Consider the following 13202-nt stretch of genomic DNA (forward strand, 5'->3'; position numbering starts at 1 on the left):
GAGCCGTTTCCGATCCGTCGGAAACGGCTCCCCTCTTTTCTGGAGCGCGCCTCTTCACCCGATCAGACGTGGGCCCGATCGGGATCTGCGCGCGACCCGCTTCGTCATCGCTCAGGTGGGCGTGATGTTCGCCGCCTTCACCGCCGGTGCCCAGCGTTCCTTGTCGGACGCGATCAGCGCCGCGAACCGCGCCGCATCGCCGGTCCAGACCTGCCCGCCCATGCGGGTGACCTGTGCCGCGACCTCTGCGCTCTCGGTGATCGCGACGATCTCGCGCGAGAGCCGGTCGCGCATCGCCGCCGGAATGCCTGCCGGCGCGATCACGCCGAACCAGATCATCATCTCGAAGCCGGGCACGCCGGCCTCCTCCATGGTCGGCACATCGGGCAGCGCCGGGTGGCGTTCGCGCGCCGAGACCGCGAGCGGTTTCGCCTTGCCGGCCTGGATGTGCGGCAGCATGGTGCCGACACCCTCGAAGATGATCGGCACCTCGCCGGCGAGGAAGGCGGTCATCACCGGCGCCGAGCCACGATACGGGATCGCGACGATATCGGTGCCGGTCTGCAGCTTGAACGTCTCGAACATCAGGTGCACGGAGCTGCCGACGCCGGGCATGCCGTAGTTCAGCTGACCCGGCCTCGACTTCGCGAGCGCGATCAGCTCCCGCACGGAGTTGACACCGAGATCGGGGCTGACCGTCAGCACGGTCATGATGCGCGCGCAGAGCGCGATCGGTGTGAGGTCCTTCAGCGGATCGCCGGCATTCGGATAGACGGTCGGGTTCACGGCCAGCGTGGCGGTATTGCCGATGCCCAGGGTGCGGCCGTCCGGGCGGGCCTGCATCACCTCGCGCGTGCCGATCGAGCCGCCGGCACCCGGTTTGTTGTCGACCACGCAGGGATGGCCGATCACGGGTGCGAGTCGTTCGGCGATCAGGCGCGCGAAAGCGTCATTGAAGGCGCCGGGCGGGGCGGGGACGACGATGCGCGTCGGACCGTCGGGCAGGTCCGCCGCGCGCGCAGCGCCCGCGAGCGCCACGCCGCCGATCGTGCCTGCGAGCACGCCGCGCCTCCCGATCCTCATCGTTTCCTCCTTCGTGTTGGGATCGCGCATGGGATCGCCGCCCGCGCCGACGGTCAAGGCCGCATCGCGGCGATGCCGTCGAGATCGACACCCAGCCCGAAACCTGGCGCGTCCGAAGGAATGAGCCTTCCATCCACAGGAACGGCCATGCCGGGGAACAGCCGCGTCTCGGCGAGCGGCACGCCGGGCGGCGTGCCGATAAACATCTCGCCCATCGGCGCACCCGGTGCCGCGTAGGTGAAGTGCTGGCCGTAGGGCGTGTTCATGCCCGCATGGGGAATGACCGCGATGCCGGCCGCATCCGCGATCGCGGCGATGCGCAGGCAGGCGGTCAGCCCGCCGACCCACGCGATGTCGGGTTGCAGCACATCGGCGAGCCGGCGCGATGCCGCGTGCAGGAATGGCTGCGGCATGTACCAGTGCTCGCCCGTGGCATAGCCCATCCAGGGCAGGCGCCGTCGCAGCGCCTCGTGCCCGTCGAGGTCCTCGGGCGTCAGGCAATCCTCGATCCAGCGCAGCCAGTAGGGGCGCAACCGTTCGGCGAGCCGCACGGTGTAGTCGAGGTCGAAGGCCATCCAGCAATCGAGCATCAGTTCGACCTCGTGCCCGATCAGCTCGCGCGTGCGCGCGATCAGCGCCTCGTTGGCGTCCAGTCCGGCGAGCCCGTCGGCGGGCCCGTGCGGACAGGCGAGCTTGGTCGCGCGGAAACCGAGCTCCATGTGCCAGTCGGTGTCATTGCCGGTGGCGTAGCAGTCGATGTGCGGGCGCGATGGTCCGCCGATCAGGCTCCAGACCGGCGCGTTCAGCAGCTTGCCCTTGAGATCCCAAAGCGCGAGGTCGATCGCGCTGATCGCGTAGGCGGCGAGCCCCGCGGGGGAATAGGGCGAGGCCATGCGCGTCATCATGTCCCAGCACCGCTCGGTCGCGAGGGCGGGCTCGCCGACGAGCAGGGGGCCGAGATGGCCGTTGATGGTCGCGATCACCGGGTCGCCGTAGCGCGAGATGCCAAACCCCCAGCTGCCGTCGCTCGCCGTGACCAGACAGCCGACGCCGGGCCAGGTCGGCCGCCAGGCCGCGCGGAGCCGCTTGTAGCGCGGATGGCGCGACATCGGCCCGGCGACCTCGGCGTCCGCCGTCCAGGGCGGGCGGCGCGGCGTCGTGGTGCCCGGGCCGCCGACGAGGTCGGAGCGGATTGCGAAGGCCTCGACGCGCTCGATCGTCACCATCGCCGTCCTGTCGCTCCTCCTCGCTGGTGCCGGGAGGAGCTAACCGCAGGCGGCGCGCGTGCGCAAACCGCGCGATCAGTCCACGGTGATCTTCGCCTCGGCCACCAGGCGCGCCATCCGCTCGCGTCCCTCGGCGACGAAGCGGGCGAACGCGGCGCGCGGGCTGCCCACGGTGAGCGCGCCGAGCGTTTCGATCCGGCTCTTCACCGTTTCCTGCGCGAGCGCGTGCAGCGCGGCCGCATGGAGCCGGTCGAGCGTCGCCTCGGGCGTGCCGGCGGGCGCGTAGAGGCCGTTCCACTCGTTCAACGTGTAGCCCGGATACCCGCTCTCGGCGATGGTCGGCACCTCGGGCAGTGCCGGTACGCGCGCGGTGTGGGTGGTGCCGAGCGCGCGCAGCCGTCCGGCCTGGATGTGGCCGAGCGAGGAGGCGACGGTCGCCATGTGCCAGTGGATGTTGCCGGCGAGCAGGTCCTGCACGGCCGGGCCGCCGCCGCGATAGGGCACGTGCACGAGCTCGAACCCGGCGGCCTGGGCGAACAGCGCGCCGGCGAGATGCGACGAGGTGGCGTTGCCGGAACTGCCGAAGCTGAGCCCGCCCTGGCGCGTCTTCGCCTGCTGGACGAATTCGGCGAGCGTGCGCGCGGGGAACTCGGTGTTCACCACCAGCAGCTGCGGCCAGACCGTCACCTGGGTGATCGGCGCGAAGGCGGTGGCGTAGTCGAAGGGCAGGCCGCGCAGGATCGCCGGGTTGACGACATGGGCGCCGGCATCGAGCAGGATCGTGTGACCGTCCGCGGGGGCCTGCGCGACCACGCCGGCGCCGATCGAGCCGCCCGCGCCGCCGCGGTTCTCGACCACCACGGGCTGGCCGAGCATCGCGGCCATGGGCTCGGCGATCAGCCGCGCGGCGGTGTCGGCGCCGCCGCCGGGCGGGTAGGGCACGACCATGCGCACGGGGCGGGCGGGGAAGCCCTGGGCGCGGGCGATCGCCGGCGTGGCCAGCAGGCCAGCGAGCGTGGCGCGGCGGGTGAGGTGGGGCATGACGGTCCTCCCGGGATTTGTGGTTGGGTGGATCATGCACGGCCGGCACAGTCCTGCAAAGGACTGAATGAGTGGTCTTGCGGGAGGGCGAGCCTGACCGCACACTGTTTCGCCATGCCCGCGCCGGCCCGCATCGCCCCCGATTCCCGCCTGCCGCTGCACGCGCAGCTGCGCGACGACCTCGCGCGCCGCCTCGCCGCCGGGGAGTGGCCGGCCGACACGGCGCTCCCGTCGGAGGCGGCGCTCGCCGCGAGCTACGGCGTGGCGGTGAACACGCTGCGCCGCGCCTTCGAGCAGCTCGCGCGCGAGGGGCTGGTGGAGCGTCGGCAGGGCCGCGGCACCTTCGTCCGCCGCCCGGCGCTGCGCGGCTCGATGCTGCGCTTCTTCCGCCAGGCCGAGCGCGAGGGCGGGGCGGAGATCGTGCCGGAGAGCCGCATCCAGCGCCGCGCGGTCGCGCCGCTGCCGGGCTGGGCGGCGCAGGGCCTCGGTGTCGCGCCGGGTCTGCGCGGGCTGCGGCTCGACCGCGTGCGGAGCTGGGCCGGGGCACCGCTGCTGGTCGAGGAGATCTGGCTTCGGCTGCCGGAGTTCGCCCGTCTGGCGAAACGATCGCCCGAATCCTTCGGGGCGCTGCTCTATCCGCTCTACGAGAGCGAGTGCGCGCGCGTGGTCGCGCGGGTGGAGGACGAGATCACGGTCGGCCGCGCCGAGGCTGCGCTGGCGCGACAACTTGGCATCGCCGCGGGCGAGCCGGTGGTGGAGATCGGCCGCGTCGCGTTCACCGCCGATGGCGTGGCGATCGAGGCGCGCCGGGCCTGGGGCCGTGCCGACCGGTTCCGCTACCGCGCGACCGCGACATGATGTTCGACGCGCATTTCCACGTGTTCGATCCGGCCCATGCGCTGGTCGCGAACCAGGGCTATGTGCCCGCGCACTTCACCGCCGCGCAGTACCGCGCGCGGGTCGCGCCGCTCGGCGTGGTCGGCGGTGCGGTGGTGGCCGCCTCGCCGCAGGGGGTTGACCCGGCGCCGCTGCTCGAAGCGGCGCGCGCACTGGGGCCGCGCTTCGTCGTCGTGGCGGCGGCCGATCCGGCGCGTGATGACAGGGCGCTCGCCGCGCTCGCGGCTGCCGGCGTGCGCGGTGTGCGCTTCAACCTCTACCGCGATGCCGCCTGGACGATCCCGACGATGCTGGAGCACGCGCGCCGCGCCGGCGAGCACGGGCTGCACGCCGAGATCTACACCGATGCCGCCACGCTCGCGCCGCATGCCGAGGCGCTCGCGCGGCTGCGGATCGTGATCGACCATCTCGGCATGACCGAGGCCGGGCTGCCGGTCACCTGCGATCTCGCGCGCGCCGGCGCCAAGGTGAAGGCGACCGGGTTCGGCCGTGTGCGGCTCGATCCGGCGGCCGCGCTGGAGGCGATCGCCAAGGCCGCGCCCGATGCGCTGATGGCGGCGACCGACCTGCCCTCGATGCGCGCCGACCGGCCCTTCGCGGATGCCGACATCGCGCTGATCGAGACCGTGCTCGGCCCCGCTCTGGCGCGCAGGGCGCTGCACGACACCGCGGCCGCGTTCTATCGCGCCTGACCCGCCTTGCCGGCCGGCCTCGCGCGGCCTAGCGTCCGCGCCGCAACGGATGGAGGAGACGGCACGATGCGGCTTCAGGGCAAGGTGGCGGTGGTGACGGGCGCGGCCTCGGGCTTCGGCGAGGGCATCGCGCGCGCCTATGCGGCCGAGGGCTGCAAGGTGGTGGTCGCCGACCTGAACCTGGAGGGCGCCCAGCGCGTGGCGGGCGAACTCGGCAATGTCGCGGTCGCGATCGGCGGCGACGTGTCGAAGGGTCCCGACTGCCAGGCCATGGTGGATCGCGCGCTCGATGCCTTCGGCAGCCTCGACATCGTCGTCAACAACGCCGGCACCACGCACCGGAACAAGCCGATCCTCGATGTGACGGAGGCGGAGTTCGACCGCGTCTATGCGGTGAACGTGAAGTCGATCTACTGGATGACGCAGGCCGCGGTGCCGGTGCTGCGCAGGCAGGGGCGCGGCGGCTCGATCATCAACATCTCCTCCACCGCCGGCATCCGCCCGCGTCCGGGCCTCACCTGGTACAACGGCACCAAGGGCGCGGTGAACACGATCACCCAGGCGATGGCGCAGGAGCTCGCCAAGGACAACATCCGGGTGAACGCGATCTGTCCGGTGATGGGCGCGACCGCGCTGCTGACCGAGTTCATGGGCATGGAGGACACGCCCGAGAACCGCGCCAAGTTCGTCGCGACCATCCCGCTCGGGCGGATGAGCCAGCCCGCCGACATCGCCAATGCCGCGGTGTGGCTCGCGGATCCCGCCTCCAGCTTCATCACGGGCATTCTGCTTCCCGTGGATGGCGGCCGGACGGCGTAGCGGGTGCCCGGCGCATCAGCGCCTTCTCGATCTCGACCACGCCGAACACCACGACCGCCGCGGCGAGGGCGAGCAGCCAGCCCAGGGCGTCGGGCGGGGCGACCGCGAACAGCGCCTGCAGGGGCGGCGTGAACAGGAAGAGGCCCTGGAGCACGACGATCAGGCCGATCGCGATCGGCACCGCGCGGTTGCCGGTCAGCGCATCGAGCGAGAGGCTGGAGCGGCGGAAGAAGCGGGCGTTGATCAGATAGGCCGCCTGGCCCGCGATCAGCGCGGTGATGGCCGTGCCGCGCGCGACCTCGATCGGCGCCTCGGCGGCGTACTCGACCAGGAAGGCACCGATCGTCGCGGCGGTGAGCAGCCCGGAGACCAGGCCGATGCGCCAGAGCAGCAGCGCCGAGAGGATCGGTTCGTCCGGCATGCGCGGCGGGCGGGTCATCAGGTCGGGCTCGGCCGGCTCGAAGGCGAGCGCCAGCGCCAGCGTCACCGCGACCACGAGGTTCACCCACAGGATCTGCACCGGCGTCACCGGCAGCACCGACAGCCCGAGCAGCACGGCCGCCACCACGGTCATCGCCTGGCCGCCATTGGTCGGCAGGATGAACAACAGCGTCTTCTTGAGATTGTCGTACACCGTACGGCCCTCGCGCACGGCCGCGGCGATGGTGGCGAAGTTGTCGTCGGCGAGCACGATCTCGGCCGCCTCCTTCGCCGCCTCCGTGCCGGTCCGGCCCATCGCCACGCCGATATCGGCGCGCTTCAGCGCCGGCGCGTCGTTCACGCCATCGCCCGTCATCGCGACCACGTGGCGGCGCGCCTGGAGCGCCTGCACGAGCCGCAGCTTGTGCGCCGGCGAGGTGCGCGCGTAGATGTGCACGCGATCTGCCGATTGGGCCAGCGCGCGATCGTCCATCGCGTCGAGCTCGGCCCCGGTGAGCGCGCCGTTCGAGACATCGAGTCCGATCTCGCGGCCGATCGCCAGCGCGGTGCCGGCGTGATCGCCCGTGATCATGGTGACCGCAATGCCGGCGCGGCGGCATTCCGCGACCGCGGCGATCGCCTCCTCGCGCGCGGCATCGATCAGCGCCGCCACGCCCAGCAGTTGGAGGTCGCGGATGTCGTCGAACTCGAGGGTCACGTGGCCGTGTACGGTGGGACGGGACGCGACCGCGATCAGGCGGTAGCCGCGTTCCGCGAGCGCATCGAGCCGCGCGTGCCACGCCGCGTCGATATCCGTGCAGCGCGCGAGCAGCACCTCGGGAGCGCCCTTTACCGCGATCAGCCCATGGCCTTCGTGGTCGTGGTGCAGGGTGGCCATGAACTTGTGATCGGACTCGAACGGGATCGCGTCGGTGCGGCTCCAGCGGCGTCGAATCGCGGCGGCGTCGAGCCCGGCCTTCTCCGCGACGACCAGGAAGGCGCCGTCGGTCGGGGCCCCCTCGATCGTCCAGGCGCCCTTGTCGCGATGCAGCCGCGCATCGTTGCACAGCATGGCGGCGCGTAGCATCGCGGCCAGCGCGGGGTCGTCCTCGGCCCCGATCACTCGGCCGTCGCGCGTGATGTCGCCTTCCGGCACGTAGCCGACGCCGGCGACCTCGATCTCGCCGTCTTGCAGGGCGATCGCGCGCACCGAAAGCTCGTTGCGTGTCAGCGTGCCGGTCTTGTCGGTGCAGATGATGTCGACGCTGCCGAGCGCCTCCACCGCCGGCAGCCGGCGCACGATCGCGTTGCGCGCGGCCATCCGCCGCACGCCGAGGGCCAGGATCACGGTGATCACCGCCGGCAGGCCCTCGGGGATCGCGGCCACCGCGATGCCGACCGCGGCGAGGAACATCTCGTCCGCCGGCAGGCCGCGCAGCGCGTAGCCGAAGGCGAAGGTGGCGGCGGCGAGCAGCAGGATCGCCACGCTCAGCGCCCTGCCGAACTGCGAGATCGCGCGCAGGAGCGGCGTCTGGAGCTGTTCCACCTCGGCGAGCATGTCGGAGATGCGGCCGATCTCGGTGTTTGTTCCGGTCGCGGTGACGATGCCGCGTCCGTGCCCGGCGGCGACCACGGTGCCCGAGAAGGCCATTGAGCTTCGGTCGCCGAGGGCGGCGTGATCGTCCACGGGCTCCGGCGACTTCGCGACCGGCAGGCTCTCGCCGGTGAGGATCGCCTCCTGGATGCTGAGGCCGCGCGCGCTGATGATGCGCAGATCGGCGGGAACGCGGTCGCCCGGTTCGAGTACCACGAGATCGCCCGGCACGATTTCGGCGGCATCGATGCCACGACGGTGGCCGTTGCGGATCACGGTCGCGCGCGGCGAGAGCATGCGCCGCACAGCGTCCATCGCCTGTTCAGCCTTGCCCTCCTGGATGAAGCCGACGATCGCGTTGATCACCACGACCGCGATGATCACGACGGTATCGACCCAGTGCTCCAGCAGCGCGGTGACGACGGCGGCGCCGAGCAGCACCTGCATCAGCACGTTCTGGAACTGCGCCACGAACCGACGCAGCGGCCCCGCGCGCGCGGGCTCGGGCAACCGGTTCGGGCCATGCTGCGCGAGGCGCGCCTTCACCTCGGCGTCATCGAGCCCCTGGGTCGAGGTGCCGAGCTGTGCGCAGACCTCCTCGGCCGGCAGGGCGTGCCAGTGCGGTGCCTTGGTCATGGTCAAGGTGTGTCCGCAGCCGATGCCGAAGGTCAAGGGATGGGAGGTCTGGGGCAGAGGGCTCCATGTCGACCGAGCGCCCAAGGAACTATGCGTGCGCACCCTCGATGATGTGCCCGTCCTCCATGGCAATGATCCGGTCGGCGATGTCGTGGATGCGCGGATCGTGCGTGACGATGAACACCGTACGGCGCTGCTCCTTCGCCAGCCGTTGCAGCAGCTCCATGGTCTCGTGCCCGGTGCGTGCGTCCAGCGCCGCGGTCGGCTCGTCGGCGAGGATCAGGCCAGGCTCGTTTGCGAGCGCGCGCGCGATCGCCACACGCTGGCGCTGTCCGCCCGACAGCGTGGCCGGATAGGCGCGCGCCTTCTCGCCGATCCCGACCGCGTCGAGCATCGCGTCCGCGCGCATGAGCCGCGCGGCCTCGCTCAGGCGCGCATCGACCTCCAGCGCCATCGCCACGTTCTGCCGCGCGGTGAGAAATCCGAGCAGGTTGTGGTGCTGGAAAATGAACCCGACGCGCCGGCGCACCGCCACGCGCGTTGCCTCGTCGGCGCCGGCAAGCTCCGTGCCGAGCACCACGCACGATCCCTCCTGCACCGCGCGCAGCCCGCCGATCAGGGTGAGCAGCGTGGTCTTGCCCGATCCCGACGGTCCGGTCAGCAGCACCACCTCGCCCGCCGCGACACCGAGATCGAGCCCGTGGAGCACGGGCTTGGCCGTCTCGCCGTCACCGAAACGGTGCGTCAGTCCACTGATCCGCACCGCATCCATCAGAACATGTCCGCCGGATTGGCGTCCTTGAGCTTGCGGATCGCGAGCAGCCCCGAGATCACGCACATGCCGAAGATCAGCGCGAACACGCCGATGCTCTTCTCGACCGTCATCGTCAGAGGGATGAAGATCTGCGCCGAGGCGAGCTCGTACAGCCCGAGCCCGAGGATCCAGCCGGGAATGTAACCCAGAACGGCCAGGATCAGCGCCTCGCCCATCACCACACGCACGAGATAGCCGTTCGTGTAGCCCATCGCCTTCAGCGTCGCGTACTCGCCGATGTGGCGCGAGATGTCGCTGAACAGGATCTGGTAGACGATCACGCAGCCGACGATCAGCCCGATCACCACGCCGAGGCCGAAGATGAACCCCACCGGCGCGGTATTCGCCCAGTAGTTCTTCTCGAACGCGATGAGCCCGGGCTTGGTGAGCACCATCACGTCGTCCGGCAGGATGCGGCGGAGCGCCGCCTGCGCTGCCGCGGCGTCCGCGCCGGCGCGCAGCACGATCGCGCCCACATTGACCTGCGCCGGCGAGTGGTTCGGCACGAAGCGCCAGAAATTCGCCTCCGAGGTCAGCGCGTTGCCCTCCGAGCCGAAGGTGGCGCCGATCTCGAACAGCCCCGCCACCTCGGCGCGACGGTTGCCGAGCTCGCTCACCACCGGCCCCACCGCGAGCCAGGACGGGACGGCGCCGAACTCGGGTTTCGCCCGGGCATCGAACAGGATCACGTCCGGCTTCGTGATCGCCGCGAGCCCGTCCGCCGTCAGGCCTGGGAAACCGACCACGCCCGAGGTCGGATCGACCCCGAACAGCAGCAGCGTGCGCTTCAGGCTGGTCTCGGGGTTTCGCCAGACGACATTCTGCACATAGATCGGCGCGACCCGCTCGACTTCCGGCAGCGCCAGCGCCTGTGCCAGACGGGCGCGCGGGAAGGGTGTGGAACGCCAGAGCGCCTCGGTCGTGCTGTGCATCAGGAACAGATCGGCGTTCAGCGACTTCTGGATCTGCACCGCACTCTCGAACAGCGCCGTCATGAAGCCGAGCTGCATGAAGATCAGCAGGCAGGCGAACACGACGCCGGAGATCGCGGCCGCGAGGCGGGACTTCTCGTGGCGCAACTGCCGCCAGGCCAGGCGGAAAGCCAGGAAAACCGAGAGGGCGCCGCCCCCCGACGGGTCCCATCGCGGCTTGCCGCGATGGGGGCCCGGACCCCCGGCAAGGGCCATTGCCGGGTTCCCGTCGCGCCTGCGCGATGGGAGGCCCGGTCCTTGCATCCCATCAACCCACCTCACGGCTGGATCGACACCTGGACCTGCATGTTGGTGCGCCGGCGCAGCACGTCGTTGGCCGCCGGGTCCAACCGCAGGCGCACCTCCACCACGCGGCTGTCGATGCTCGCCACCGGGTCGGGACTCAGCACCGACTGGCGACCGACACGCCAGCCGACATCCACGACCCGTGCCGCCAGCACCCGATCGGACCCGGGGACGACCACCTGCGCCGCCGCACCCTCGCGCACCCGTGGCAGATCCGTCTCGTACACCTCGGCGACCACATCCAGCGCCGAGAGGTCCGCGAGCTCGAGCAACCCGTCCTCCGGCACGCGCTCGCCCGGCCGCGCATGCAGCTTCAACACCGTGCCCGCGATCGGCGCGACGATCCGCGCCAGATCGCGCGCGGCCCGCGCCTCCGCCACCGCCGCGCGCGAGGCGGCGACCTCGGCCTCCGCCACCGCGACATCCTCCGCGCGCGGGCTCAGCAGCGCCGCGAGCTCGGCCTCGGCGCGCGTGCGCTCGGCTGTCGCCTGCGCCGCGGCGAAGCGCGTGCGGTCCCATGTCGCCTGGTTGCCGGCCGCCGTGCGCAGCAACTGCTCGGCACGGCGCGCCTCGCGCACGGCACTCTGCTCCGCCGCCTCCGCCGCCGCGACCCGCGCCCGTGCCGCCGCGATCTCGGTGTCGCGACCGGCGGCCTTCAACCGCGCAAGCCGCGCTTCGGCCAAGGCGAGCGACGCCTCGGCCTGCGCCAGCGCCGCCTGCTTGCGCGGCAGATCGTGCATCTCGGCCAGCACCTGGCCGGCCGCGACCTCCTCGCCCTCGGCCACCAGCAGCCGCGCGACGCGCGCGCCCTCGGGCCCGCTGCCGTGCGACACCCGCAGCACCCGGCTCGCCGGCTCCACCCGTCCGAGCGCGCCGACGCCGAGCCGCGCCGCGTCGGCCGCCGCCGCGACCGGCGCGCGCGACGGCACCATCTCGCGCATCGTCAGCAACGCCACCGCGGGCACGATCGCCAGTGCGGCGACCGCGGTCACGAGGATCCGCTTCATGGCCCGGCGAGCGCGCGCATCACGCGCTCCATCGCCGCCGCCTGCTCCGGCGTCGGCGTCCAGAGTCCGAACACCTTGGCGAGGAACAGCCCGTCCGCCGCCGCCATCACCACGTGCGCATGGCCCGGCGGCAAGCCATCATCCTCCACCTGCGCGCGGATGCGCGCGTGCTCGATACGGATCGGGTCGATCAGCTTCGGATCGTGCGCATGCGCCGACAGCAGGGCGGCGGCGATGCGCAGGTCGCGCTCCGCGCGCTCGGGCGCGCTGTGCAGCGCCCAGGCGACCACGCCGCGCGTGTGCCGGCCGGGGCCGGGCGGCTGGGCCGCCACCACCGCATCGAAGATCGCGCGCATCTCGGCGGCCATGCGCTCCACCAGCCCGGCGAGCAGCGCCTCCTTGGAGCGGAAGTGATGCAGCAGGCCGCCCTTGCTCACCCCCGCCTCGGCGGCCACCGCGTCGAGCGACAGGGCGGAGACGCCACGCGCGGCCACCACTGTCTCGGCGGCGTCCAGCAGCCGATCGCGGGTATCGGGAGTCTTCAGCATGATGCGACGCAGCATACCGTCCGGACGGTCGGAGTGCAAACCGTCCGGACGGTCGGGCCGCATCACATCGCGGTCACATCCCGGGCAGCGGCGTCCAGTGCGCGGCCGGCCGGATGATCCGGTTCTCCATGTGCACCAGATAGCCGGCCTCGGCCGCGCGCTTCAGATAGGCCTGCCACGCCGGGTCCGCCGCCATCGCCGACCGCTTCGCCTCGCGATCGGCCTGGCTGTCGTAGGCCCACATGTGCACCACCTGATTGAGCTGCCCCTCGACGGTGACGTACCAGCCCACGCAGCGGCCGAGATACTTCTGCTGCAACGGCCAGGCGTGCTCGCGGTAGAGGGCGACGAAGGCATCGAGGTGGTTGGGCCTGCAGGTATAGATGCGCAGATCGACGATCACGGCGTTTCCCTTCTGTGGAGGTGAGCGGATGGCCGCAGGGGTGCAACCGCGATGCAGCCTAGACGAGCCGAGCGCGCAGCGTCAGGCGGGCCGGTGATGAACACGGTTGCGGAACGGCTCGCCGCCTGGGCGGAAGGGGAGGAGGCGCGCTTTCTCGCCCGGCTCGAGGACGAGGAGCCGTGCAACGGATGGATCGGCGAGTACTGGCGCATCGTCGGCGATGCCGCCGACCGTCCGCACTACCGCCACGTGGACGGCCGCACGATCGATGCCAACGGCGACCGCTGGGCGTGGAGCGCGGCCTTCATCGGCGCAGGGGTGTGGGCCGCGACCCGCGGTGCGGACTGGTTCGCCTACTGCGAGTGGCACTCGACCTATGTGCGCGATGCGATCCGGCGCGCGGGCGCGGGCGGGGACCAGCCCTATCGCGCCTATCCGATCGATGCGGTGCCGGTCCGGCGCGGCGATGTCGTCGTGCAGTGGCGCACGGGCATCGGCGATGGCGCGCCCGACCGCCCGGTGACGTGGGAGACCGCCCCGCGCATCGATCCGTTCACTAGCCATGGCGACATCGTCGTGCGCGCGGCTGACGGTGTCGCCGAGATCGTCGGCGGCAACCTCGCCGACACGGTGCAGCGCCGGCGCCTTATTCTCGCGTCCGACGGCCATCTGCGCGACGCCGCGCAGGTGCGCGGTCACTGGTTCGCGCTGATCCGGTTCGCCTGACGCCGGTCGCCAGGCGCGC

The 13202-nt window shown here is 71.8% G+C and carries 13 protein-coding genes; 4 read left to right on the forward strand and 9 right to left on the reverse strand.

The window, feature by feature from the left end:
* Positions 1–111 precede the first annotated feature (111 nt).
* From F563_RS0110655 to F563_RS0110665, 3 genes are all read right to left on the reverse strand, one after another.
* Positions 112–1083, reverse strand: coding sequence for a Bug family tripartite tricarboxylate transporter substrate binding protein (locus tag F563_RS0110655; RefSeq protein WP_026299493.1), 972 nt, complete (start codon positions 1081–1083; stop codon positions 112–114).
* Between the two features lie 53 nt (positions 1084–1136).
* Positions 1137–2309, reverse strand: a complete 1173-nt coding sequence (locus F563_RS22270; RefSeq protein WP_019014661.1) for an enolase C-terminal domain-like protein — start codon at positions 2307–2309, stop codon at positions 1137–1139.
* 75 nt (positions 2310–2384) lie between these two features.
* Complete coding sequence (locus tag F563_RS0110665; RefSeq protein ID WP_019014662.1) at positions 2385–3350, reverse strand: Bug family tripartite tricarboxylate transporter substrate binding protein; 966 nt, start codon at positions 3348–3350, stop codon at positions 2385–2387.
* A gap of 114 nt (positions 3351–3464) precedes the next feature.
* On the opposite strand from F563_RS0110665, the gene F563_RS0110670 reads away from it, so the two are divergent.
* From F563_RS0110670 to F563_RS0110680, 3 genes are all read left to right on the forward strand, one after another.
* Positions 3465–4208 (forward strand): GntR family transcriptional regulator, encoded by a 744-nt coding sequence (locus F563_RS0110670; protein ID WP_019014663.1) that lies wholly within the window; start codon positions 3465–3467, stop codon positions 4206–4208.
* The gene (locus F563_RS0110675; RefSeq protein ID WP_019014664.1) at positions 4205–4939 is read left to right on the forward strand and encodes an amidohydrolase family protein; all 735 of its coding nucleotides are present in this window, start codon (positions 4205–4207) and stop codon (positions 4937–4939) included. Before F563_RS0110670 ends, F563_RS0110675 begins: the two co-directional genes overlap by 4 nt.
* Positions 4940–5005: 66 nt before the next feature.
* Entirely contained in the window at positions 5006–5758 is a 753-nt protein-coding gene (locus F563_RS0110680; protein WP_019014665.1) for an SDR family oxidoreductase, read from the forward strand.
* Here F563_RS0110680 and F563_RS22275 read toward each other — a convergent pair.
* The 6 genes from F563_RS22275 to F563_RS0110710 form a co-directional block, all read right to left on the reverse strand.
* The gene (locus F563_RS22275) at positions 5715–8408 is read right to left on the reverse strand and encodes a cation-translocating P-type ATPase (RefSeq protein WP_051089372.1); all 2694 of its coding nucleotides are present in this window, start codon (positions 8406–8408) and stop codon (positions 5715–5717) included. The two genes, F563_RS0110680 and F563_RS22275, sit on opposite strands and share 44 nt — an antisense overlap.
* 88 nt (positions 8409–8496) lie before the next feature.
* Positions 8497–9180: an ATP-binding cassette domain-containing protein gene (locus tag F563_RS0110690; RefSeq protein WP_019014667.1), complete on the reverse strand. Its 684-nt coding sequence runs from the start codon at positions 9178–9180 to the stop codon at positions 8497–8499.
* Positions 9180–10457, reverse strand: a complete 1278-nt coding sequence (gene devC, locus F563_RS0110695) for an ABC transporter permease DevC (RefSeq protein ID WP_425386936.1) — start codon at positions 10455–10457, stop codon at positions 9180–9182. Before devC ends, F563_RS0110690 begins: the two co-directional genes overlap by 1 nt.
* Before the next feature lie 14 nt (positions 10458–10471).
* On the reverse strand, positions 10472–11506 hold the full coding sequence (locus F563_RS0110700; RefSeq protein ID WP_019014669.1) for an HlyD family efflux transporter periplasmic adaptor subunit: 1035 nt from the start codon (positions 11504–11506) through the stop codon (positions 10472–10474).
* Positions 11503–12054 carry a TetR/AcrR family transcriptional regulator gene (locus F563_RS0110705; RefSeq protein WP_035575088.1) on the reverse strand — a complete coding sequence of 184 codons (552 nt, stop codon included), beginning with the start codon at positions 12052–12054 and terminating at the stop codon, positions 11503–11505. The genes F563_RS0110700 and F563_RS0110705 overlap by 4 nt, the downstream gene beginning before the upstream one ends.
* Positions 12055–12127: 73 nt before the next feature.
* Entirely contained in the window at positions 12128–12457 is a 330-nt protein-coding gene (locus F563_RS0110710; RefSeq protein WP_019014671.1) for an NIPSNAP family protein, read from the reverse strand.
* Positions 12458–12553: 96 nt separating this feature from the next.
* On the opposite strand from F563_RS0110710, the gene F563_RS0110715 reads away from it, so the two are divergent.
* A complete protein-coding gene (locus F563_RS0110715) occupies positions 12554–13183 on the forward strand; it encodes a DUF2272 domain-containing protein (RefSeq protein WP_019014672.1) in 630 nt (209 codons plus the stop codon).
* Positions 13184–13202 lie beyond the last annotated feature (19 nt).

Source organism: Elioraea tepidiphila DSM 17972 (assembly GCF_000378465.1).
In the GTDB taxonomy this organism is placed as follows: domain Bacteria; phylum Pseudomonadota; class Alphaproteobacteria; order Acetobacterales; family Acetobacteraceae; genus Elioraea; species Elioraea tepidiphila.

Excerpts from the sequence above, each read along its gene's own strand:
- F563_RS0110655 (WP_026299493.1), bottom strand. The coding sequence starts at position 1,083 with ATGAGGATCGGGAGGCGCGGCGTGCTCGCAGGCACGATCGGCGGCGTG.
- F563_RS22270 (WP_019014661.1), bottom strand. The coding sequence starts at position 2,309 with ATGGTGACGATCGAGCGCGTCGAGGCCTTCGCAATCCGCTCCGACCTC.
- F563_RS0110665 (WP_019014662.1), bottom strand. The coding sequence starts at position 3,350 with ATGCCCCACCTCACCCGCCGCGCCACGCTCGCTGGCCTGCTGGCCACG.
- F563_RS0110670 (WP_019014663.1), top strand. The coding sequence starts at position 3,465 with ATGCCCGCGCCGGCCCGCATCGCCCCCGATTCCCGCCTGCCGCTGCAC.
- F563_RS0110675 (WP_019014664.1), top strand. The coding sequence starts at position 4,205 with ATGATGTTCGACGCGCATTTCCACGTGTTCGATCCGGCCCATGCGCTG.
- F563_RS0110680 (WP_019014665.1), top strand. The coding sequence starts at position 5,006 with ATGCGGCTTCAGGGCAAGGTGGCGGTGGTGACGGGCGCGGCCTCGGGC.
- F563_RS22275 (WP_051089372.1), bottom strand. The coding sequence starts at position 8,408 with ATGACCAAGGCACCGCACTGGCACGCCCTGCCGGCCGAGGAGGTCTGC.
- F563_RS0110690 (WP_019014667.1), bottom strand. The coding sequence starts at position 9,180 with ATGGATGCGGTGCGGATCAGTGGACTGACGCACCGTTTCGGTGACGGC.
- devC (WP_425386936.1), bottom strand. The coding sequence starts at position 10,457 with ATGCAAGGACCGGGCCTCCCATCGCGCAGGCGCGACGGGAACCCGGCA.
- F563_RS0110700 (WP_019014669.1), bottom strand. The coding sequence starts at position 11,506 with ATGAAGCGGATCCTCGTGACCGCGGTCGCCGCACTGGCGATCGTGCCC.
- F563_RS0110705 (WP_035575088.1), bottom strand. The coding sequence starts at position 12,054 with ATGCTGAAGACTCCCGATACCCGCGATCGGCTGCTGGACGCCGCCGAG.
- F563_RS0110715 (WP_019014672.1), top strand. The coding sequence starts at position 12,554 with ATGAACACGGTTGCGGAACGGCTCGCCGCCTGGGCGGAAGGGGAGGAG.